21 protein-coding genes are annotated in these 22,060 nt (G+C 41.3%); 13 read left to right on the top strand and 8 right to left on the bottom strand.

Annotated elements, in window-relative coordinates; genetic code table 11:
• Positions 1 to 19: 19 nt before the first annotated feature.
• Both H5200_RS06415 and ruvX read left to right on the top strand, forming a co-directional pair.
• Complete coding sequence (locus tag H5200_RS06415; RefSeq protein WP_145234940.1) at positions 20 to 577, top strand: YqgE/AlgH family protein; 558 nt, start codon at positions 20 to 22, stop codon at positions 575 to 577.
• 36 nt (positions 578 to 613) lie between these two features.
• Positions 614 to 1,060: a Holliday junction resolvase RuvX gene (ruvX, locus tag H5200_RS06420; RefSeq protein WP_145234938.1), complete on the top strand. Its 447-nt coding sequence runs from the start codon at positions 614 to 616 to the stop codon at positions 1,058 to 1,060.
• On the opposite strand, the gene H5200_RS06425 is transcribed toward ruvX, so the two are convergent.
• Genes H5200_RS06425 through H5200_RS06435 form a run of 3 tightly spaced genes read right to left on the bottom strand, consistent with a single transcriptional unit; the run spans position 1,023 to position 4,126 of the window.
• On the bottom strand, positions 1,023 to 1,934 hold the full coding sequence (locus H5200_RS06425) for a hypothetical protein (protein WP_145234935.1): 912 nt from the start codon (positions 1,932 to 1,934) through the stop codon (positions 1,023 to 1,025). The two genes, ruvX and H5200_RS06425, sit on opposite strands and share 38 nt — an antisense overlap.
• A gap of 1 nt (position 1,935) precedes the next feature.
• The gene (locus H5200_RS06430; RefSeq protein ID WP_145234933.1) at positions 1,936 to 3,066 is read right to left on the bottom strand and encodes a PilT/PilU family type 4a pilus ATPase; all 1,131 of its coding nucleotides are present in this window, start codon (positions 3,064 to 3,066) and stop codon (positions 1,936 to 1,938) included.
• Positions 3,067 to 3,085: 19 nt separating this feature from the next.
• The gene (locus H5200_RS06435) at positions 3,086 to 4,126 is read right to left on the bottom strand and encodes a type IV pilus twitching motility protein PilT (protein WP_145234931.1); all 1,041 of its coding nucleotides are present in this window, start codon (positions 4,124 to 4,126) and stop codon (positions 3,086 to 3,088) included.
• A 2-nt stretch (positions 4,127 to 4,128) separates the two neighbouring features.
• Between H5200_RS06435 and H5200_RS06440 the strand changes: the two genes are divergently transcribed.
• From H5200_RS06440 to H5200_RS06475, 8 genes are all read left to right on the top strand, one after another.
• A complete protein-coding gene (locus H5200_RS06440; RefSeq protein WP_310736240.1) occupies positions 4,129 to 4,842 on the top strand; it encodes a YggS family pyridoxal phosphate-dependent enzyme in 714 nt (237 codons plus the stop codon).
• 15 nt (positions 4,843 to 4,857) lie between these two features.
• A complete protein-coding gene (gene proC, locus H5200_RS06445; RefSeq protein WP_182718460.1) occupies positions 4,858 to 5,679 on the top strand; it encodes a pyrroline-5-carboxylate reductase in 822 nt (273 codons plus the stop codon).
• Between the two features lie 57 nt (positions 5,680 to 5,736).
• A complete protein-coding gene (locus tag H5200_RS06450) occupies positions 5,737 to 6,270 on the top strand; it encodes a YggT family protein (protein ID WP_182718461.1) in 534 nt (177 codons plus the stop codon).
• Positions 6,271 to 6,321: 51 nt separating this feature from the next.
• On the top strand, positions 6,322 to 6,765 hold the full coding sequence (locus H5200_RS06455; protein ID WP_145234922.1) for a DUF4426 domain-containing protein: 444 nt from the start codon (positions 6,322 to 6,324) through the stop codon (positions 6,763 to 6,765).
• Positions 6,766 to 6,768: 3 nt separating this feature from the next.
• Positions 6,769 to 7,368, top strand: coding sequence for an XTP/dITP diphosphatase (locus tag H5200_RS06460; RefSeq protein WP_182761184.1), 600 nt, complete (start codon positions 6,769 to 6,771; stop codon positions 7,366 to 7,368).
• The gene (hemW, locus tag H5200_RS06465) at positions 7,365 to 8,501 is read left to right on the top strand and encodes a radical SAM family heme chaperone HemW (protein WP_182718463.1); all 1,137 of its coding nucleotides are present in this window, start codon (positions 7,365 to 7,367) and stop codon (positions 8,499 to 8,501) included. Before H5200_RS06460 ends, hemW begins: the two co-directional genes overlap by 4 nt.
• Positions 8,502 to 8,582: 81 nt before the next feature.
• Positions 8,583 to 10,415 (top strand): DUF885 family protein, encoded by a 1,833-nt coding sequence (locus H5200_RS06470; RefSeq protein ID WP_182718464.1) that lies wholly within the window; start codon positions 8,583 to 8,585, stop codon positions 10,413 to 10,415.
• 138 nt (positions 10,416 to 10,553) lie between these two features.
• Positions 10,554 to 11,252, top strand: a complete 699-nt coding sequence (locus tag H5200_RS06475) for a hypothetical protein (protein WP_182761185.1) — start codon at positions 10,554 to 10,556, stop codon at positions 11,250 to 11,252.
• Between the two features lie 2 nt (positions 11,253 to 11,254).
• On the opposite strand, the gene H5200_RS06480 is transcribed toward H5200_RS06475, so the two are convergent.
• Entirely contained in the window at positions 11,255 to 11,971 is a 717-nt protein-coding gene (locus tag H5200_RS06480) for an SIMPL domain-containing protein (RefSeq protein WP_182718466.1), read from the bottom strand.
• Positions 11,972 to 12,141: 170 nt separating this feature from the next.
• Between H5200_RS06480 and H5200_RS06485 the strand changes: the two genes are divergently transcribed.
• Together H5200_RS06485 and H5200_RS06490 are read left to right on the top strand one after the other, a co-directional pair.
• Positions 12,142 to 14,817 (top strand): bifunctional acetate--CoA ligase family protein/GNAT family N-acetyltransferase, encoded by a 2,676-nt coding sequence (locus H5200_RS06485; protein ID WP_182761186.1) that lies wholly within the window; start codon positions 12,142 to 12,144, stop codon positions 14,815 to 14,817.
• A gap of 4 nt (positions 14,818 to 14,821) precedes the next feature.
• Positions 14,822 to 15,781, top strand: a complete 960-nt coding sequence (locus tag H5200_RS06490) for an ion transporter (RefSeq protein WP_182761187.1) — start codon at positions 14,822 to 14,824, stop codon at positions 15,779 to 15,781.
• Here the strand turns inward: H5200_RS06490 and H5200_RS06495 are convergent.
• From H5200_RS06495 to H5200_RS06505, 3 genes are read right to left on the bottom strand one after another with little or no spacing between them, the layout of a single operon-like run.
• Positions 15,778 to 20,286, bottom strand: coding sequence for an EAL domain-containing protein (locus tag H5200_RS06495; RefSeq protein ID WP_182761188.1), 4,509 nt, complete (start codon positions 20,284 to 20,286; stop codon positions 15,778 to 15,780). The two genes, H5200_RS06490 and H5200_RS06495, sit on opposite strands and share 4 nt — an antisense overlap.
• 38 nt (positions 20,287 to 20,324) lie before the next feature.
• On the bottom strand, positions 20,325 to 20,729 hold the full coding sequence (locus tag H5200_RS06500; RefSeq protein ID WP_182718470.1) for a GNAT family N-acetyltransferase: 405 nt from the start codon (positions 20,727 to 20,729) through the stop codon (positions 20,325 to 20,327).
• Positions 20,729 to 20,932 (bottom strand): DUF3283 family protein, encoded by a 204-nt coding sequence (locus tag H5200_RS06505; RefSeq protein ID WP_064667173.1) that lies wholly within the window; start codon positions 20,930 to 20,932, stop codon positions 20,729 to 20,731. Before H5200_RS06505 ends, H5200_RS06500 begins: the two co-directional genes overlap by 1 nt.
• Before the next feature lie 214 nt (positions 20,933 to 21,146).
• Here H5200_RS06505 and H5200_RS06510 point away from each other — a divergent pair, with 214 nt between their 5' ends.
• Positions 21,147 to 21,764: a transporter substrate-binding domain-containing protein gene (locus tag H5200_RS06510; RefSeq protein WP_182761189.1), complete on the top strand. Its 618-nt coding sequence runs from the start codon at positions 21,147 to 21,149 to the stop codon at positions 21,762 to 21,764.
• Here the strand turns inward: H5200_RS06510 and H5200_RS06515 are convergent.
• Positions 21,761 to 22,006 (bottom strand): DUF1289 domain-containing protein, encoded by a 246-nt coding sequence (locus H5200_RS06515; protein WP_149981286.1) that lies wholly within the window; start codon positions 22,004 to 22,006, stop codon positions 21,761 to 21,763. The genes H5200_RS06510 and H5200_RS06515 overlap by 4 nt on opposite strands.
• Positions 22,007 to 22,060: the final 54 nt, after the last annotated feature.

Here is a 22,060-nt window from a genome sequence, read left to right on the forward strand (position 1 = left end):
ACAATAAAGGGGTATCGTTATGCAATCATTAGAAAATCATTTTTTAATCGCAATGCCATCAATGCAAGACCCTTTTTTTAAACGTGCTGTCGCGTATATTTGTGAGCACAATGAAGACGGGGCTATGGGGCTGGTGATCAACCAGCCGATCAATATTACTGTCGGCGACTTGCTCGACAAAATAGAGATTGATAACGACAAATCCACCCACGCAGCAAGTGTTGCAGTATTTGCTGGAGGACCTGTAAAAACCGATCGTGGTTTTGTACTGCATTCTCCAAAAGCAGGTTATAGCGCAAGCCAAGAACTTAGCAGCGAAATCATGATAACCACATCCAAAGATGTGTTAGCAAGTTTAACCACAGCCCAAGCACCAGAACAGTTTATTATTACACTGGGCTATGCGGGTTGGGAGCAAGGCCAGCTCGAACAAGAGCTACTCGAAAATTCATGGCTAATTATAAAAGCCGATCCTGAGATTATTTTTAACACACCGATAGAGCAACGCTGGGAAAAAGCAGTCGCGACGCTCGGTTTTGATATTAGCCAATTAAGTTCGGAAGCTGGCCACGCATAAGCGTGGTCAACCACAATTTTAAAGCACAGAGATAGCATGACTAAAAAACAACTAAAGCCCAAAGGTGAACGCACCGTGATGGGCTTTGATTTTGGCACCACCAGCATTGGTGTTGCTATCGGCCAAGAACTAACAGGAACCGCATCGAGCCTAAGCGCTATCAAAGCCAAAGATGGTATTCCAAATTGGGATTTTATTAAAAAGCATGTCGATGAGTGGCAACCTGATTTACTGGTGGTTGGATTACCGCTTAATATGGATGGCACAAATCAAGAAGTCACCTTTAAAGCTAAAAAGTTTGCCAACCGCTTACATAATCACTATGGACTGCCTGTAGAGACCCAAGACGAACGTTTAACCACAGCAGATGCAAAAGCACGATTATTTGAGCAAGGCGGTTACCGTAGCTTAGGTAAAGGAAATGTGGATAATATGTCGGCTGTTATTATTTTGGAAAGCTTCTTTGAACAAGCTTACGGGTAAGCGGTAGGTTTATAATAAGCTGCTCACTCAGTTCAGGAATAAATCCAGCTTGGCGATAGGCTTTTTCTATCGCACCTTGTTCTCGTAATATCTTTAAGCCTTTTTGCAACGCTTTAAAAGCCTGAGCGCCATCAGGATGGCGTTTTGATATTACAAAATGACGACTATCATCTAATAATATCAGCACATTAGGTACCGCTTGCAAAACAATATCTTCAAGTACATATTGGTTACCCATCTGTGGCATCAGTGGCATTAACATAAAATCAATCCATTGCATCGATACCATACGCACTTGACTGAGCCATTCATCCTCTGCAACTAGATCTTTTAATGGTAATTGCGATAAAGTTTTCCAATCTGTACGCCAACGCGGCGTAGACACACTAGTTAGTTGATTAAAATCTGACAGGTGCTGCAGCTGAAATACTTTTTTATTGTTTGGAGAAGTAAAAATCCCCGCAAAATACTCGCCTTTACGGATCAGCTCATCGCTGATATACACTTTATCTGCTAGTGATTTGGCATCTTCATACCAATAACTATCAAAGCTGATCAGTAGCTCACCTTTTTCTAACAGTTTGGTATTACGAAAATTAATTTTACCAATTTGATAACTGAAAGTTTTATTAAAGCCCCCCAAGTACAAGGCTTGTTGGGCAATGATCATATCAACTACATCGCGACGTATAAATCGACCACTAAAATCAGTAATATCCTGCGGTGCTCTACCGGCTAAAAAATGTGTGTAATCATAATGCACGTCATCTCGGATAAAAATAGCAATCGATTGATCTGTCGCCATCGCAAAAAATGAGTTACTAACAACATAAAAACTAACTGTTACAAGTAACCATTTTATGCGTTTTTTCATACTACTGACCTTTAGGTTCTAACCCGTCAATTGTTACTCCCTGTAAAAAACCAGCCCCTTGCTGTTCATTATTTCGAAGCTTAATCATCAAACGTAAATCGTTAGGTGAGTCAGCGTGATGCAAAGCATCTGCATAGTTGATACGTTGCTGTTTATAGAGCTCAAATAACGCTTGATCAAAGGTTTGCATACCCATATCTTTCGCTTTAGCCATGGCTTCTTTAATGCCGCCAATGTCGCCTTTTTTGATAAGCTCGCCGATAATCGGGGTATTTAATAAAATTTCGATAGCAGCTACTCGACCATTGCCATCGGCTGTAGGCACTAGTTGTTGTGCTATGATAGCTCGTAAGTTTAAGGATAGATCATATTTTAGCTTATCGTGCTTTTCTTTAGGCACTAAATGCATAATACGGTCAATTGCTTGGTTAGCGTTATTGGCATGTAATGTAGCAACACATAAATGACCGGTTTCAGCAAAACTAAGTGCGTATTCCATGGTCTCTTGCGAACGTATTTCACCAATTAAAATGACATCGGGGGCTTGGCGTAATGAGCTTTTTAACGCCGCCTCAAAACTTTCCGTATCTAAGCCAACTTCACGCTGAGTAATAATACTTTTGCGATGTTCATGGACAAACTCAATCGGGTCTTCAATAGTCAAGATATGCCCACGTTGATTACGATTACGGTAACCTAATAATGCAGCCAACGACGTTGATTTACCGGTGCCAGTACCACCGACAAACAGCACTAAACCACGTTTAGCCATGATCACATCAGTCAATGTCGACGGTAGACCAAGCTCAGCAACATCAGGAATTTGCGTAACAATACGGCGAATAACCATACCCGCGCAATCTCGTTGCCAAAATGCCGAGATCCTAAAGCGCCCTTCATCGGTAGCTATGGCAAAGTTGCACTCTTTAGTATTATGAAACTCTGCTTTTTGTTTTTCACTCATCGCTGATTCAACTAATTGCAGCGACTCTTCGTCTGATATTTTTTCGTCGCCAAGTGCAATTAGCTCGCCATTAATCTTTGCGCTGACTGGCAATTGGCTCGATACGAATAAATCCGAACCTTGCTTTTCAATCATCAAATGTAAAAAGTAATCAAGAGAATGTGTCATTACTGCTCCTTACTCGGGCCTAGCCGCCGAAATTATTTTTATCTTGTGCTTTAGCACGCGCTTCAGCATTGGTAACAACACCGTGATTCACTAAATTGATTAAACACTGATCCATGGTTTGCATACCATGCGATGCGCCAGTTTGAATCGACGAATACATTTGCGCAATTTTATCTTCGCGGATAAGGTTACGGATCGCAGGCACTGCAATCATGATTTCATGTGCTGCGACTCGCCCGCCACCAATTTTTTTCAACAGGGTTTGTGAAATAACTGCGCGTAATGACTCTGAAAGCATTGAGCGGATCATACTTTTTTCTTCACCAGGAAACACATCGATAATACGGTCAATGGTTTTCGGGGCTGACGTAGTATGCAATGTACCAAATACTAAATGGCCGGTTTCAGCAGCAGTCATGGCAAGGCGAATAGTTTCTAAATCACGTAGCTCACCAACCAAAATCACGTCTGGATCTTCACGTAAAGCACTGCGCAGTGCATTAGAAAAACTATGCGTATCGCGATGCACTTCACGTTGATTAATTAACGATAGTTTATTGTCGTGCACAAACTCGATGGGATCTTCGATGGTTAAAATATGATGATGCTTGTGTTGATTTATATGATCCACCATCGCAGCCAAGGTGGTCGACTTACCAGAGCCTGTAGGTCCTGTTACCAACACTAAACCACGCGGCGTATCTGAGATTGTTTTAAATATATCTGGCGCACCTAAATCATCAAGCGTCAGCACTTCACTGGGAATGGTACGAAATACAGCTGCGGGGCCTCGATTTGAGTTGAAGGCATTAACACGAAAACGTGCTAAGTTTGGCACTTCAAAAGAAAAATCCACTTCAAGGTTTTGTTCATAGTCCTTGCGTTGATTATCGTTCATAATATCGTAAACTAGGCTGTTAACATCTTTGTTTTCCAGCGCTGGTATATTAATACGTCGCACATCACCATCAACACGGATCATTGGCGCAACCCCTGATGATAAGTGTAAATCTGATGCTTTGTGCTGCACACTAAAGGCCAATAATTCGGTAATATCCATTTATGACTCCACAACTAACTGATAATTATATGGTTACAATAGCAGAACGACTTAAGTCCGCCTATGCTAGAATTGCCCTAGCGGCAAAAAAACATCATCGTAATGAACACGATGTCTGCTTGTTGGCAGTATCAAAAACCAAACCTGCTGATTTCATTCTAGCGGCTTATCAACAAGGTCACCGAGAATTTGGTGAATCATACGTTCAAGAAGCTGTTGATAAAATAACCCAATTAGCAAATTATAGCGATATTGTTTGGCATTTCATTGGCCCTATTCAATCAAATAAAACCGCCCTTGTTGCCAGCCACTTTGATTGGGTGCAAAGTATTGAACGTGAAAAAATAGCGCAACGTTTAAACGATCAAAGGCCCGCAGATAAAGCCCCTTTAAAAGTACTGATCCAAGTAAATATCAGCTTAGAGGACTCAAAATCAGGCTGCCACCCCGATAAACTTGCAAGCCTCGCTGAATTTATTCACCATTGCCCGCATTTAGAATTGCGTGGTGTCATGGCAATCCCAGCAAAAACTGACGATCCACAGCAACAAATACAATATTTTGAGCAATTACGTGCTTGCTTTGATAGACTTAAAGCCCAATATCCTCAAATAGACACCCTGTCGATGGGGATGAGTGGTGATGTCGAAGCTGCGATTGCAGCAGGCTCAACCATGGTACGCATCGGCACGGATATTTTTGGCCAACGAAGCTAAGGTGATAACTAAGATATGTCAGATAAAACAATTGCATTCATAGGCACAGGTAATATGAGCTACGCCATTATTGGCGGCATGGTAAAAAAAGGATTTGCTGCATCGAGTATTATTGCAACAAATCGTAACCAAGAAAAACTCGCTAAGGTAGCAGCGGATTTCGGGGTTAAAACCACCGCAGATAACAACGAAGCACTGCGCGATGCCGATGTTATTGTGTTGTCTGTAAAGCCGCAAATGATGGGTGATTTATGTCAATCATTTCAAGATTCGGGTATCGACTTTAGCGATAAGCTATTTATTTCTGTCGCCGCAGGCTTAACGGTTAAGCGGTTACGTGAAATGCTCGGACAAGACGTTAAGATGGTACGTTGTATGCCAAATACCCCGTCTTTATTAGGGCGCGGTGTATCAGGTTTATTTGGTGCCGGCGAAACCGAGCAAGAACATACTTTTGTGCAACAAGTATTTGAATGTACAGGTATTGCGGTATGGGTTGAGCAAGAGTCACAAATTAACGATGTTATTGCTGTTACGGGGTCATCACCGGCTTACTTTTTCTTATTTATGGAAGCCATAGAAGAAAAAGCCAAAGCACTTGGCTTTAGCGATGAAGACGCACGTCGCTTAGTACAGCAAACAGCATTAGGTGCAGCTGAAATGGCGGTATCACAACCTGATATTAGTATTTCACAATTGCGTGCTAATGTGACATCAAAAGGTGGCACCACGCATGCAGCTGTTGAACATTTAAAAGCACACGGTCTGACTAACACTGTCGCCGATGCAATGGATGCCTGTATTGCTCGCGCGGAACAAATGGAACAAGAACTTTAAAAGCACTTTGCTGCTTTTAGCCCTATTTATGTTTAAGGTTTTTAATTAAGGTACGTTATGAACGCCATGCAATTTTTAATAAGCACACTATTCGATCTATTTTTAATGGTCGTATTAATGCGCTTTTGGCTACAAGCCGCCAAGGCTGATTTTTACAATCCGTTGAGTCAGTTTGTGGTCAAAGCTACTTCATTTGCTGTTAATCCACTGCGTAAAATTATTCCAGGGTTAGGTGGCCTAGACTTAGCTTCGTTATTACTGGCGTTCATTGTCGCTGCTGCAAAAATTACTGCGCTGATATTTTTAGTAGGCGCGACATGGGAAGTTGGATTTGTACTTTTAAATGCGCTAGTAACGGTGATTAAAGAAGGCTTAAACTTACTGTTTTGGGTATTAATTATTCGCGCGTTATTAAGCTGGGTAAGCCAAGGCAACAATCCAGTAGAAGCGGTATTTCAGCAGCTAACTGAACCAATGTTAAGACCTATTCGTAAAGTGTTACCGCCACTGGGCGGCTTAGATCTATCAATTTTAGTGTTAATTATCGCGCTGCAATTTGCCCAGTTTTTGTTTATTGATTTAGTCGGCTAACCTTATCATTAACACAGAGGCCTACTAGGCCTCTTTTTTTAAGAGTCATTTATGAAAAAGCTCGCAAGTATTTTATTCTTTGCATTAGCAGGTATTACCTTTAGTGCCCACAGTGAACAAATGCAAGGCGCACAATACAAAGAACTCGGCCCATGGCAAGTACATTACATTGCATTTCCGTCAACCTTTATTCAACCACAAATAGCCAAAACCTATGGCCTAGAACGTAGTGGTTATAAGGGCATTGTCAATATTTCAATCCTTAAAAAAGATACCGATGCCACAGCGCAAACGGCCATTCTTAAAGGCACTGCTAAAAACCTACTTGGTAATAAGCAAACCTTGGACTTCAAAGAAGTCATCGAAGGCGATGCAATTTATTACCTCGCGCAAGTTGATTTTACTAACGAAGAAATTCTGCGCTTTGAAATTGAAATACAACAAGGTAATCAATTTCAAAAGCTGCAGTTCCAGCAAAAATTTTACGTAGATTAATTCATGAAAAAAACTTTAGTGTTAGCCACTGGCAATCCGGGTAAAGTCAACGAATTAGCGCAGATGCTAAACCCGCTTGAAATAAACGTTGTGCCACAAAGCGATTTTAATGTGCCAGAAGTAGCAGAAACAGGCACCACCTTTGTTGAAAACGCTATTATCAAAGCTCGCCATGCTGCAAAAATAACGGGGCTACCAGCTATTGCTGACGACTCAGGGTTAGAGGTTGATGGCCTTAACGGCGCCCCTGGCGTTTACTCAGCTCGCTATGCCGGAGAAGGCGCTAGCGATCAAGATAATATTGATAAATTATTAAGCGAACTTGCTAACAACCCTAACCGCAGTGCGCGCTTTTGGTGTGTGCTGGTATTAATACGTCATGCTGATGACCCTACTCCACTGATTTGCAGTGCTAGCTGGGAAGGACAAATTACGCAAAGCCAAGATGGCCAAGGTGGTTTTGGTTACGACCCTATTTTTTATGTGCCAGAACTTGAATGCACCAGTGCGCAACTGACTAAACAGCAAAAAAATGCAGTAAGCCATCGTGGTCAGGCATTACAACATTTATTGTCTGAGCTTAAGCTCAAAGGCGGCCTGTGAATTTACCACCATTAAGTTTATATGTGCACGTCCCTTGGTGTGTGCAAAAGTGCCCGTATTGTGATTTTAATAGTCACGGTCAAAAAGGTGAGATCCCTGAAAAGGAATATGTGCAGCATTTAATTGATGATTTAAAAACCGATCTGCACTTAGTGCAAGGACGTAAAATTCATTCAATCTTTATCGGTGGTGGCACGCCTAGCTTATTAACCGGTGAGGCCTACGTTAATTTATTAACGGCGGTGGATTCATTAATTGGCCTAAGTGAAAACTGCGAGATCACCTTAGAAGCTAACCCCGGTACGGTTGAAACAGGCCGTTTTAAAGACTATGTGGCAGCTGGCATTAATCGTATTTCGATTGGTGTGCAAAGCATGCAAGACGACAAACTCAAAGCGCTGGGGCGTATTCACGGTGCTGATGAAGCCATATATGCCGCCGAGCAAGCTCATGAAGCAGGTTTAAATAGCTTTAATCTTGATTTAATGCACGGCTTACCGGGGCAATCTGTTGCTGATGCGCTGAGCGACTTGAAAAAAGTCATCGCCCTTAATCCGCCACATATTTCGTGGTATCAGTTAACGATTGAGGCCAATACCCAATTTGCCTCTAAACCGCCAACGTTACCGGCCGATGACACCTTATGGGATATTCAAGAGCAAGGCCAAGCCTTACTTACTGAGGCAGGTTATCAGCAATATGAAATTTCCGGCTATGCAAAACCGGGTTTTCAATGCCAACATAACTTGAATTATTGGCGCTTTGGCGATTATTTAGGCATTGGTTGTGGTGCCCATGGTAAGGTAACCGATGCTAAAACAGGCATCATTACCCGCACTGAGAAAGTAAAACATCCTCGCGGTTATATGGATTTAGCTAAGCCGTATTTATTTAAACAGTGGCCAGTTGAACAGCACGACTTACCGTTTGAATTCTTTATGAATCGCTTACGGTTATTTGAAGCCTGCCCAATTAGTGACTTTACAGCCTTAACTCAGTTACCGCTGCAAAGCCAAGCAGATGCGCTGCAACAAGCCATTGCCAAGGGTTTGCTTAAGCAAACGGATAGTCACTGGCAGGTAAGCCAAAAAGGTCATCGTTTTTTAAATGACCTGCTAGAATTGTTTGTGTAATAACGACCCAAACTTTACTAACAAATACACACTAATAATAATTAATAACCTTCAATGGTTTCTAACAACAAAAGGGAAAACATGCGTAAACTAACCTTTATCGCCGCCGCAGTGAGTATTGCACTGCTAGGTGGTTGCCAGCAAACACCAGAGCAACAAAGCACGCCAACTGTACAAGCACAACCGGTACAAAGCGAAATAGACAAAGCGAATGCGTTTTTCGAAGATACTTTTAACCGTGATGTGATGAGCAGCCCTGTTTATCAAACATACATGGGTATCAAACAAGACTACGACAAATGGGATGACGGTAGCGAAGCGCGCGTACTGAAAGATCATCAACAAACAAAAGATGATTTAGTGGCATTAAACGCTATTAACCGCGAACTCCTAGATGACACCACAAAAGTTAGTTATGACCTTAAAAAGCAAGACCTTGAAAACAGCATTGCTGATTTTAAATGGCGCTATCATAACTACCCAGTGAACCAAATGTTTGGTACTCACTCGATGATCCCGGCCTTTTTAATCAACCAACACCAGATTTCTGATGTTGCCGATGCCAAAGCCTACATCTCGCGTTTGAATGGCGTAACCACGGTTATTGATCAACTGATCACTGATTTAGAAGTACGTGCTGATAAAGGCATTATCGCTCCTAAATTTGTATTCCCACATGTGATTGATTCAAGCAAAAATATCATTCACGGTGCGCCATTTGAACAAGGTGATGATTCCACCTTACTTGCCGACTTTAAACGTAAAGTTGCGAAGCTTGAAATTGCTCAAGCTGATAAAGACGCGTTAATCAGCGATGCTGAGAAAGCCCTTAAAGCGGCTGTAAAACCTTCTTACTCTAAGTTGATTAATTATTTGGCACAGCTTGAAAAACGTGCTGATGATCGTGATGGTGCTTGGAAGTTTCCTGATGGCGAAGCGTTTTACAACAACGCATTAGCGCGCACGACTACCACTGATTTAACGGCTAAAGAGATCCACACCATCGGTTTAGCTGAAGTATCTCGTATTCATGACGAAATGCGCCAAATCAAAGAAAAAGTTGGTTTTAAAGGCGATTTAAAAGCCTTTATGCAGTTTATGAAAACCGATAAGCAATTTTACTTACCTAATACTGAAGCAGGTAAGCAGCAATACCTTGACGAAGCCACGGCACTTATTAACACCATGAAATCACGCTTGGATGAGCTATTCATTGTTAAGCCTAAAGCCGACATGATTGTTAAGCGTGTTGAAGCCTTCCGTGAAAAAGCGGCTGGTAAAGCATTCTACCAACAGCCTGCACCAGATGGTTCACGCCCGGGTGTTTACTACGCTAACCTTTACGACATGGAAGCAATGCCAACGTATCAAATGGAAGCGCTGGCTTATCACGAGGGTATTCCAGGTCACCACATGCAAATTGCAATTTCGCAAGAGCTTGAAGGCGTGCCTAAGTTCCGTAAATTCGGTGGCTACACAGCCTATATCGAAGGTTGGGGCTTGTACTCAGAGTTATTACCAAAAGAAATGGGCATGTATGCAGACCCTTATTCTGACTTTGGCCGTCTATCGATGGAACTATGGCGAGCATGTCGCTTAGTGGTTGATACTGGTATCCACGAAATGAAGTGGACTCGCCAACAGGGTATTGATTACTACGTAAATAACACGCCAAACGCGACGTCTGACGGCGTTAAAATGGTTGAACGCCACATTGTAATGCCTTCGCAAGCAACGGCTTACAAAGTAGGTATGCTGAAGATTCTAGAACTTCGTGAAGCTGCCAAGGTTAAACTAGGTGATAAGTTTGATATCCGTGAATTCCATGATGTGGTACTTAAAAATGGCGCAGTGCCACTAAACGTACTAGAGAACTTTGTTGATGAGTGGGTTGCAAGCAAACTAGCAGCTTAAGCATCCTTACTTTATAACATATACAAAGGCCGTATCTACGGCCTTTTTTATTGCCTGAAAGATAGATAAACACTTGACCAACAAGTGCTTTACGCTAGGATAAAGCACTTGATATACACGTAACGTATAGGATTAACAATGGATACATGTATCAGTCAACTAAACCAACAGATGCAGCAGCATCAGTTGCAAGCCATTGTTGATAGCTTTGCCAGTTTATCTGCAATACAACAAGCCATGCAGTTACAGCACTTATATAGCAGTGCGCAACGCATGAGTGTAAAATATACTTATCTGCAAAATATCGCCACACGCATATTAACTCAACACTCGCTACCAACAGCCATCATCAGTCAGCTAAATAATACCGACCAATTAAGTTTTTTTACCCCTGGTCTAAAGTTCAATCATGGTTTTACACAACAAAACCAACAGCAGCAAAATGTATTGCACCGCTTATTTAGCGAGTGTAGTGAGGCTAAATTACCGTTTAATTATGTACGTTCACTGATGCTATTTGAAAGTAACGAAAACTTGTTGCAAGCTTTAGCGCAAGTTAATGATATCGGGCTGACCCCAGTTGCAAGTTACATTGCAAACAATCCAGCCCAACACAGCTTACCAAAGCATGAATTTTCGGCCTTGCTGGCATTAATGGAAGTTGAGTTTAAACAAAATCAGAGCAATATAAACACTGCCGCATTCTTAAAAGCCTTACTCACGTTATCTCAAACAAGCCCAGACAAGCCACTCAGTGACTATAAAATACTGCTCAGTGGCGCTTACTTACGCTGTAAAACAGAACAAGTTGAGCGCTACCTTGTACAACACAAATAATATTAATCAGATAAATAATATTCAACGCTGGTTACAACTCGCACTTTTTTGATCTGCGGAGTGTTTGAATCGCGGTCGATTATACTAAACTGCCCTTGTCTTGCGGTGCGAATTTTACCTAGTTTTGACTGTGAGTCCTTGGCAAATTTTAATGCCACTTCGCGAGCTTTTTCGGTGGCTTCTTGCACCATTGCTGGTTTTATATCGTTTAGCCCAGAGAACAAATATTCAATGCGGGTTTCATAGTTATCTTGCACAATCGCAATACCTTGTTTGGCTAGCTGGCCCACCTTAGTTAAGGCGTTTTGCACTTTATCAGGCTGCTGCGAATACACGGTAATATTTGCGCGGGCAATATAGCGAAACTGTTGATTATCAGCGCCGTATTCGCGCGCTTGTTTATCAACAATTGATTGCCTACCTTGGCTGATCTCTTGTTCATCAAAGCCATGCAGTTTTAAAAAAGCGATCACTGCGGCATTTTTCTGCTCAACCCGTTCAACTAACTTTTCAAGGTCATTATCTGCATCACTAAATTGTACCGGCCAGATCACTGTATCAGCAGTTACTTCACGCTCTGCTAATCCTTTAACCTCAACCGTGCGTTCCATATTTTTTACATCAAGCGCTGCTGATTTTAAAATCCATCCGCAGCCAAGTATAGCGACACTCAATACAGCTGCGCCAAGCAACTGATAATATCCATTTGGTTTATTCATTTAATGATCCTTTGATAATAATCAATTATATGTGGTTATGATGCTCGAAAAATCAACCTAAACAGGTTACATTGAGCATATACTCAAACCACCTCAAGATGCGAGCGTCGTTAGCAAAAAGATTATATGCATCACCTCGCTAGAAAACAAATAACCCGCAAGGAAAGACCATGAGTGTAAAACGCATTAGTCAGTTTTTCAACCCGACTTCGGTTGCCGTGATTGGTGCATCGAATAACGTTTCCCGAGCAGGATTTGTAGTAATGCGCAACTTATTACAAGGCGGATTTAACGGCCCTATCATGCCAGTAAGCCCGACTAATAGCGCCGTACATGGCGTGTTGGCCTACCTGTCAATTGCGGCGCTACCGAAAATACCGGACCTTGCGGTTATTTGTACGAACAAACACACCCTACTTAATATCATTGCAGAGCTTGGAGAGTTTGGCTGTAAAAATGCGATTGTGATCGCAGCCGGACTCAATCATGAACAAAAAACAGCACTGCAAGAAGCCGCTAAACAAGCCAAAGTATCGTTACTTGGCCCTAATTGTTTGGGTTTGTTGATCCCTCATATTGGCCTCAATGCGAGTTTTTCTCACACTATCGCAAGCCCTGGTAAATTAGCGTTTATTTCACAGTCCGCAGCTGTGTGCTCCACTATTTTAGATTGGGCAAAACACAAAGAAATTGGCTTTTCATACTTTGTCTCTGTGGGTGATTGTTTAGATATCGACTTTGCTGAACTACTCGACTTTTTAGGTCGCGATGCAAAAACGAAGGCTATTTTGCTGTACATCGATAACATTGAGAATATCCGCAGCTTTATTTCAGCTGCTCGTGCCGCTGCGTTTAGTAAACCGGTGATCGCCATTAAAACCGGTAAAACAGCGGCTGGAGCGCTTGCTGCCGAAATTCACACTGGCGGCAAGCAAAGTTCAGATGCGGTGTATGACGCCCTCTTCCAACGCGCAGGTATGTTACGGGTAAATGATTTAACTGAACTGTTTGCTGCTACACAAACACTGGCCATGCATCCTAAATTATTAAAGGTGGAACAACTCACCATTTTAACCAATGGCGGCGGCCCCGGCGTAATGGCCGTTGATAGCTTATTACAAAGTTCTGGTAAGCTGACACAATTGAGTGAAGAAACCCGTGCGGCGCTCAATAAAGTGATCCCACAGTCGGATATGACCTCTAATCCGGTGGACATTTTTGGTGACTCAGTTCCGGCACGCTACCAACAAGCACTGGAAATTTTATTGCATGCTAAGGAAGTAAAAAATCTACTGATCATTCACACGCCATCGGCCCTTGCGCCAAGTGAAGACTATGCATTAATTATCGCTGAAACGTTGAATAAACTACCGAAAATGGCGCGTCCTTATGTGATCACAAATTTTATGGGCGAAGATGCCGCCTATGCCGCCCGTCGCGTATGTAGCAACTACGGCATTCCTACTTATCGCACCCCTGAGGGCGCAGTACGCGCCTTTATGCACTTAGTAAGTTATCGCCGTAATCAAAAACATTTAACCCAAACTCCAGAGTCAAACACAGATGACGCTAAAATCAATAAACACGCAGCAAAAGCGCTCGTGAATGAATTTTTAGCTGAGCAGCAAAGCTATCTATCCACCCATCAAGCCAGCCAAATACTCGCTCACTATGGCGTTGAATGTATTCAAACCGAGGTCGCATACACACCAACAGAAGCAAAAGAACAAGCCATAGAGCTAGGCTTCCCGGTTGCACTGAAACTGATCAGCCCTAGCATTCCATCTAAATCAGAAGTCGGTGGCGTGGTACTTAACTTAAACGATGCACAAGAGGTTGAACAAACCGCCTTTGCCATGCTATTGAGAATAAAAAACACCTACCCTGATGCGATTATTGAAGGCTTTTCACTGCAAAAAATGGCACCTAGAGCTGGCGCCAATGAACTACGTATTGCGATAAAAACAGAACCGAATTTTGGTCCTGTAATACTTCTAGGAGAAGCCGGCACGGGTCTAGAGTTTGCTCAAGCAGCGGTTGCTTTACCACCTTTGAATATGAACTTAGCAAAGTATTTAATTGCTGCGGCGCATGACAAAGGCGTGCTTAAAGAGCGTATTTTGCCTGAGAAAGTTGATAAGTATCGCCTCTGTGCACTACTGACCCGTATTTCTCAGTTAGTTATTGATCAACCCGATATAACTTCGCTTGAGTTAAATCCTATTTTAGCCAGTAATGGCCAGTTTTTGGTGCTTGATGCCACCATGACCCTGAGTCACTACCAAGTACAATCACATCGTAAACGCTTATCTATTCGCCCTTACCCAATTGAGCTGGTTAAACAAGTGACGCTGAAAAATAATACCCTTGCGACACTCAGACCAATAAAGCCAGAAGATGAGCAAGCGCACCAAGAGTTTGATCTATCTCTCAGCAAAGAAGATCGCTACAAACGCTTTTTTGGCGAGCTGCCGCAGTTTAACCACGATCAACTCGCTAAAATGACACAAATTGACTACGATCGTGAAATGGCGTTTATTATCACTCAAAACAACGCCACGCTTGGCGTCTCTCGGGTGTTAATGGACCCTGATAAAGTGCATGCCGAATTTGCTATAGTAGTGCGCTCAAACTGCCAAGGCCTTGGCTTAGGTGGCTTATTAATGCGCGCCGCTATTGAGTATTGTCAAAGCCAAGGCGTACAATTCATTGAGGGTATCACCCTGCCGGAAAATACCGGAATGATTGAATTAGCCCGAAAACTAGGCTTTAAGATCAGCCGCGACTTTGAAGAAGGCAGCATTAATATGGTACTTGCTTTAACTCCCAATAACACACACGGATAATAGCTTGAATAATTTACGTAAACGCACAGCGCTATTTTTTCAAGGTAATGGGGAGTACCGTAAGACGGGTCATTATATCGATATATTTCTAATATCGCTGATAATGATTAATGTCGTTGCGATTGTGCTTGAATCAATTGCGAGTTTAGCTCATCAATATAAGCATGAATTTTTAATGTTAGAGTTAGGCTCAGTAATTATATTTGCTATCGAGTATTTGCTTCGCCTTTGGTCATGCGTAGAACGTGCCGAGTACAAAAGTCTAAACTGTGGTAATTTTCAACGTCGTTTAAAATATTTACTGTCCCCTTTAGCCTTAATTGATCTAGTGGCAATCCTGCCCACGATCTTAATGATGTTTATCACCTTTGATTTACGTTTTTTAAGAGTGCTCAGACTCCTACGTGTTTTTAAGCTCACTCGCTACTCACGAGCAATGCAGCTACTTTTACAATCATTTCGTGATGAAAGCAGTTCGCTTTTGGCCGCATTCTTTATAATGGCAGTGGTGCTAATTTTAGCTTCCTGCGGAATTTACTTAATTGAACACGATATACAACCGGATAAATTTGGCTCCATTCCTGCGGCAATGTGGTGGGCAATGGCAACGCTGACCACTGTAGGTTATGGTGACGTTGTGCCAGTAACACCGCTAGGGCGTTTTTTTGGCGGCGTGATCACGTTACTGAGTATGGGAATGGTAGCAATACCCACCGGCTTATTAGCTTCGAGTTTCTCTGAACAGCTACGTAAGCGTAGGATCATGTTTAGTGATGCGGTGCATGAATGTCTGCATGATGGCGAGCTAGATGGTAAACTAGATGATGCGCAACTGGAGCATCTAGAGAATTTGCGCTGTAAACTTGGTTTAAGTAAGCAAGAAGCAAACAAAGCAATTAAGTCTCAACTTAGTGCACGCACTAAAAACCTTTATTGCCGTCACTGCGGTGAACGCCAAGACTAGTCTTCATTCAACAACGACTGCCAGTCTTTATTTAATAATGCGCTTACATCATCACCTGGGATTGGTTTACTGAATAAATAGCCCTGAAATAAATTACAGCCTAAGTTGCGCAAAAAGGTAAGCTGCTGCTTAGTTTCAACGCCTTCTGCGACGCATTCTTTACCTAAGCTTTTCGCCAATGCAAGCGTTGACTGAATAATCGCTTCATCGTCACTATCTATACCAATATCAGTTACAAAACTGCGATCAATTTTCAGTACATCGATCGGAAAGCGCTTTAAATAAGTGAGTGAAGCATAACCTGTACCAAAGTCATCCATATATAAGCGACAACCTAGTTGCTTCAACTTTGACATGCTATTTAACGCTTGCGGTGAATCATGCATCAGCACTGATTCTGTAATTTCAAACACCACAGAGCTGGCTGATACATCAGCATTAATTAGCGCACTGCGAATTTCATCGACTAAATTTTTATACTCAAAATCCAGTGCAGACAGGTTAATAGACACATACAAGTCAGGCTTTTGTAACTGCCATTGTTTAAGTTCAATCAACGCTCTAGCTAGGGTTTGCAACATAATTTTTGTGATCAAACCAATACTCTCAGCAGCAAGCGCAAACTCTTGTGTTTCATAGCTGTTATTTTCTGGCCAGCGCAGCAATACTTCCAGCCCTTCGGCCTGATGAGTTTTAGCATTAACAATCACTTGGTAATGATTACAAAACGCATGATTTTGATAGGCTTGAGTTAATTGTGATTCTAAATGCAATGAGCGTTGTACATGCTGATTCATTTCTTGTTTGTAAAATTGATAACAACCTTCCAAGCTCTTTTTCGAATGATACAGTGCAATATCAGCCGCTTTAATTAAACTTTTCGCACAGAGTGCATCATCAGGCGAAATCGCCACGCCAATACTTAAACTGACACTAATCGCTTGATTGTTAATAATGATGTTGTCATTCAAGCTAGCCATCAACTTAACGCACAGTAAAACAACTTCTTCGATTTGTTGAATACCCTCGACTAACAGCATAAACTCATCACCACTAAAGCGGGCTACACTGTCTTTCGCCTGTACACGCGATTTGATCCGCAGTGCCACCGCCTTTATTATCTCATCGGCAGCTTCATGCCCTAGTGAGTCATTAAAATACTTAAAGCGTTTGATATTAATATTGAGTAACGCAACTTTTAGGTTTTGGCCTTTAGCCTGTTCAAGTGCATGTTCAACTCGATCATTAAATAAAGTACGATTTGGTAACCCCGTTAAACTGTCGTAATTTGCTAGTAAAAATAATTCATTCTCAGCTAACTTTTGCGCATTAATATCAGTCAGAATAACCACATAGCTTTCTAAGCGTTGCTCCGTATCAGCAACCGCACTAATTTTAATAAGCACATGACGCTGCTCGCCATTCGCCAAGCAAACAGTATCTTCTGCAGAAAAGTGCTCGCCAGCTTGCAACTCTTTCATTACACGTAAATAGTTAACTCTTACAGCACGACTTAATCCTAAGTGTAATGAGCAGCTAGAACGATAATCAACAGGAAAGTTAAATGCGCTCTGCAGTGCTTTGTTGGTAGCTAAAATACGTAAACTTTTATCTAGAATAAAGACCCAATCGCGGGTTTGCTCAAATGCTGCGCCAAATAAACGGGCATGTTCTTCAAACACTAATTCACGAGTCATATTAGTGTAAGTTCCAGCCACTTTCTCGGGTGTACTTCCTTGCCAGGCAACCACTTTGCCAAAGTCTTTATACCAGCGCCAATAGCCTAATTTATGGCGTAAACGATAGGTGCAGTTAAAATAGCCTTTTTCGGTGGATAAAAATTCTAACCACTCAATGCGAAAATTTTGTTTATCTTTAGGATGAATTTTTGCTAAATAATCATCTAAATTAACCGATTCAACATCATAACCTAACTCATTTTTAAGCCGTGGTTGATAAATTATTGGACTTGCAGATTGCCAATCCCACACCCCTGAACGACTGCCCTCCAATGCTAACTTTAAGCGCGCTTCACTTTCTTGGCTTTCTCTGTGAGCTGCTAATAATAATTGCTGGATTCGATTACGACGCATTATCCAAGCTGCTACTAATCCAAAAAATACCAGTGCGTAAAGCACTATAAACTGAGGTGCGCGCCATAGCGGGTATTTAACCACAATATCCAGCACTGCCGGTTGTGTGTAGTCGCCAGTAAGCGGATCTTTAGCCCAAATTTTTAGTTGGTATTTGCCGGGGTTAAGTTTTGGAAATAGCACTCGGTTATTATTACGGGTATAAGATTTTTGCCCATCAGAGAGTTGATACTCATAAATAATACGTTCCTGATAATTAAATGCCATTGCCGAAAAAGCGACTTCGAGACCGATATCGTCGTGCTCTAAGGTGATTGTTTTTATAGGTTGCTTAAGATCCGTAGATAATTCACGAGACATCAAATCAATGCTGGTTATATTTACGTGATCAATTAAACCATGCCTAGGGTGATTATCATTTGGGTAAAAATAACTAAACCCTTTTAACGTACCATAGACTATTTGGCCAGTTTTTAAACGCGTAAATGCACCACTATTAAACTCGGTAGAGACCAGTCCTTCTGAAGTTGTAAATTGCTGAAAGTGTTTATTTTCTGGATTTAATCGCCATATTCCTTTATGACTACTCATCCAGATCATTCCAGCATCATCTAACACCATATCGTACAATAAGGTGCCGAGCTTATTTTTATCTAAATCTATGGTATACAACAGCTTGTAATTCGATGCATCAAGACCAATTAAGCCAAAATTCGATAACGTGATCCACAGCACATTATTATTATCAACAATATAAGACATTACATTAACGGCTACATTTTCGTGTTGCTGTGGCACTGTATAGATTTTTGTTAAAGCAAATGAGTTTGGATCAACCTGATAAAGCACCCCTGCATTATAAAATAACGGGGAGTCAGGTTTGGTAGATAAAGGCGGTAAGAAACCATAAGCTAAAAACGGTTCAAACTTTTCAAATTCACCACCTAAAGGAGTGATCTTTTGGCTGTCGATATTATAAACAAACATGCCATGATCAGAATGAACATAAAATAATTCACCATTTGGCATCAATACTGAGCCATGTAACCACCCTGTGATCAGGTGTTGCTGGCTTGGGTCGGCTGTTGTCGCTGGAAAAATTTCATAGCTATGCGGATCAAAACTAAAAATCCCGCGATTAGTACGCAGCCACAATTTATCTTTATAGGGAGAAATAGCGTAGATATTAAATTCAGTGGTAAACAAATCAGCTTGATAATCTTTTAAAAACACTTGCCCTTGATTAGTTTTTAAATCAACCGCAGTTAAGCCATTATGGGTTGCTAACCAGAGTTTATCTTCATACTCAGTTATGCCCCAAATTGAAGGGTGCGATAAACCATCACCAGAGAGCATACTGGCATTAACATTTTCAAAATGATAATTATCATAAGGTAAATAAAATGCCCCATCACTTTTAGTCGCTGTCCACATAGCGCCGTTACTATCTTTGACAATATCGATAACACTTGGATCTGCTAGTGAGTATTTACTTTCTTTTACTCTATTATTTTTAGTCAGCTCACCGGTATTCAAATCGAGACTAAATAAACCTTTATCGGTGCCTAAATCAAGCACCCCATGGTCATTTATTATTTTCCAAATATTAAGATCATTCAATATGGTTTTATTTTTAAAAGGCACATCTGGGCGCTCAAACATACTCGGTAAATCACTAATATCAACTTGATATAAACCACGTACGGCCCCCACTAACAGTTGCTCATTTTCGCCTATTGCAAACGACTTTATATAATTTTGATATACATGGTCTGGCTCAGTGCTTAAATGCTCTAATTTTCGGTATTGCCCAGTTGCTATATGATAGACATATGCGCCAGTACTGGCGGCAATAAAGATATAACCTTTGTAATGTAATAAATCGCGGATCACGGTATTACGAGTGCGCTCTGGTAATTCAAAAATAGTCTCAATTTGGCCCGTCGCTAAATCAAGGCGAGCAAAATCCCAACCGCGACCAATCCATAATGACTTATTATCGGTGGCAACCATACTAAATACGGACTGACTTAAAACTTGCTCTTCAGTGGTAGGTTTTGATAAAAATTGTTGGTAACTATCGGTACTTGGATCATAGCGAAATAGCCCTGCAACTAACGACGCAATCCAAATATAACCATCAGGGTCTTGATATATAAGGTCAATAATTGCTTCATCTAGTTCACCATTAGGCCCTGCAATATGTACAACCTGATAGCCATCGTAACGATTTAAGCCCCCTTCCGTCGCTAACCAAAGATAGCCGCTTTTATCTATCAACATGGTACTGACATAGCTTTGTGATAAACCTTCACTTGGCGATAAACGTTTTACCTGCGCCATAGCAACTTGGCTAGCAACAACTGAGGCGGCTAACAAAAAGAATATACTAGCCTTAAACCATTGACCCATTTAAATTTCCACGTAGTTGTTTTAACTAATTATTTTAACTAGCACTGCATAGCTACGATATTTCGTTGCTGATAGACAGTAAAGAGTGTATCCAAAGGTGACGGCAATGTTAACACAAAGTTAAACCCAATTGATTGATAAAAATAAGCTAAATGCGTATAAGCAAATGTATAAACGAGTGAGTTTTGGTTAGATAAGGTATGTATTAGTAGCTGTTTGGCAAGTCCTTGACCACGCCAAGCAGGTGCAACCAGCAAGGTAGACAAAAACAAATAATCACTGCGATTTTGAATTCTGCATGCCGCGACAATAACTAAGTCATGATAAACAACCCACACTTGATCTTGTCTGGTTGCCCGACCTCGGGCTTTATATTGGCTGTAAAACTTATTCACTAAGGGGGTTTTAATTGGCTCTAGGCATTCAAAACGCAATGCCGTCATTAACTTTGCATCGTCGCTAAATATTGTTCAAATTGCTGCTTCAAAAACATCTGCTCTGCCACTGGGCGACTATGAATTGTATTGTATATTTGCTCACGAGTACTCTTACCACGCTTTATTTGATAAGCCCAAAACGATGCCTCGTAATCCAATTGAATTTGATATTTTTGTTCACGAGGTAGTAAGCATAAGTTAAACGACATAAATTACCAGTTATTACTAATCATATTAATGCCCAGAGTATAACAAACATTTGCCTAAAAGAGTCACGGCTAAACTTGCGCTTTTTAGCTTTTAAACGTAGATTGGTGGCGTTTTTAGTCCTAATATGGAAACGCTGTGATTAAGTGCTTTTTTTCTCTCATAGTGCTCTGTTATTTACTAACGCCACTGAGCACTATAGCAAACACACAACATATGCTATTTAATCGCCCAGCCGATACCCCACAGGCTCGCTATGTTATTGAGCTGATGACCCTTGCATATAAAGAACTTGGCTATGATGTACATATTATTGACTTTAATCACCAAAGCGCTTTATCTGCAGCGAACAATGGCACGCTTGATGGCCAATTAGGGCGAGTGGCCAGTATCAGTCAACAATATCAAAACTTGCATCCGGTTAACTTTGCGCTATTTGAGTTTAACCTTGTGCTATTAAAAAACTGCCAGCAATGTACATTTGAGCAGCTAGACAATATCGCCATTCAAGTTGGTTATCCTGCAACGCAGAGTTACCTTAACGAACACCCTTTTATTGGTGACATTATTAAGGTGAAAAGCGTCACTGCTCAACTTAATTTACTCACTCAAGGTAAAGTACAAGGTGTAATTTTACTCGACTTTTTATTATCGACTAAACACCCTCAGTTTAATATTAAGCAATTTCAAACTGAAGTACTGGCACCGATAAAAAGCTTTCACTTTTTGCATTCACGCCATAGCGCGTTAATACCTAAGCTTGAAGAGCAACTGCATAAACTCAATGAAAATGGCACAATTCGTTTACTCAGGGCTAAACATCATCTTGATTAAAAACCAAAATCCCCCTGCTCAGGTACTGCTGGCTTAGCGCCAAGTGCTTGGCGTTTTTGCAAGTAACGCTTATAACGTTGTTGACACAAACTGATGACTTGCTTTTTTTCTACGTTTGAAAATGAATTCCAACCAAAGCGCTCCTCCCGACTTCGGTAGCAGCCTTTACAATAGCCTCGGTTATTTACCTCGCAAATGTCTTTGCAAGGACTTGGAATTTCAAAAATTTCAATTTGTTGCATAGCAAACATCAGTCAATATACACAACTTTAGTATAGCCCGTTTTTTAAACGAAA

Origin of the sequence: Pseudoalteromonas sp. SG43-7, from assembly GCF_014164295.1 — a bacterium.
GTDB lineage: Bacteria > Pseudomonadota > Gammaproteobacteria > Enterobacterales > Alteromonadaceae > Pseudoalteromonas > Pseudoalteromonas rhizosphaerae.

Excerpts from the sequence above, each read along its gene's own strand:
- H5200_RS06495 (WP_182761188.1), bottom strand. The coding sequence starts at position 20,286 with ATGGGTCAATGGTTTAAGGCTAGTATATTCTTTTTGTTAGCCGCCTCA.
- H5200_RS06485 (WP_182761186.1), top strand. The coding sequence starts at position 12,142 with ATGAGTGTAAAACGCATTAGTCAGTTTTTCAACCCGACTTCGGTTGCC.
- H5200_RS06425 (WP_145234935.1), bottom strand. The coding sequence starts at position 1,934 with ATGAAAAAACGCATAAAATGGTTACTTGTAACAGTTAGTTTTTATGTT.
- H5200_RS06515 (WP_149981286.1), bottom strand. The coding sequence starts at position 22,006 with ATGCAACAAATTGAAATTTTTGAAATTCCAAGTCCTTGCAAAGACATT.
- H5200_RS06505 (WP_064667173.1), bottom strand. The coding sequence starts at position 20,932 with ATGTCGTTTAACTTATGCTTACTACCTCGTGAACAAAAATATCAAATT.
- H5200_RS06455 (WP_145234922.1), top strand. The coding sequence starts at position 6,322 with ATGAAAAAGCTCGCAAGTATTTTATTCTTTGCATTAGCAGGTATTACC.
- H5200_RS06450 (WP_182718461.1), top strand. The coding sequence starts at position 5,737 with ATGAACGCCATGCAATTTTTAATAAGCACACTATTCGATCTATTTTTA.
- H5200_RS06460 (WP_182761184.1), top strand. The coding sequence starts at position 6,769 with ATGAAAAAAACTTTAGTGTTAGCCACTGGCAATCCGGGTAAAGTCAAC.
- H5200_RS06475 (WP_182761185.1), top strand. The coding sequence starts at position 10,554 with ATGGATACATGTATCAGTCAACTAAACCAACAGATGCAGCAGCATCAG.
- H5200_RS06500 (WP_182718470.1), bottom strand. The coding sequence starts at position 20,729 with ATGACGGCATTGCGTTTTGAATGCCTAGAGCCAATTAAAACCCCCTTA.
- ruvX (WP_145234938.1), top strand. The coding sequence starts at position 614 with ATGACTAAAAAACAACTAAAGCCCAAAGGTGAACGCACCGTGATGGGC.
- proC (WP_182718460.1), top strand. The coding sequence starts at position 4,858 with ATGTCAGATAAAACAATTGCATTCATAGGCACAGGTAATATGAGCTAC.
- H5200_RS06435 (WP_145234931.1), bottom strand. The coding sequence starts at position 4,126 with ATGGATATTACCGAATTATTGGCCTTTAGTGTGCAGCACAAAGCATCA.
- H5200_RS06470 (WP_182718464.1), top strand. The coding sequence starts at position 8,583 with ATGCGTAAACTAACCTTTATCGCCGCCGCAGTGAGTATTGCACTGCTA.
- H5200_RS06415 (WP_145234940.1), top strand. The coding sequence starts at position 20 with ATGCAATCATTAGAAAATCATTTTTTAATCGCAATGCCATCAATGCAA.
- H5200_RS06480 (WP_182718466.1), bottom strand. The coding sequence starts at position 11,971 with ATGAATAAACCAAATGGATATTATCAGTTGCTTGGCGCAGCTGTATTG.
- H5200_RS06510 (WP_182761189.1), top strand. The coding sequence starts at position 21,147 with ATGCTATTTAATCGCCCAGCCGATACCCCACAGGCTCGCTATGTTATT.
- H5200_RS06430 (WP_145234933.1), bottom strand. The coding sequence starts at position 3,066 with ATGACACATTCTCTTGATTACTTTTTACATTTGATGATTGAAAAGCAA.
- H5200_RS06440 (WP_310736240.1), top strand. The coding sequence starts at position 4,129 with ATGACTCCACAACTAACTGATAATTATATGGTTACAATAGCAGAACGA.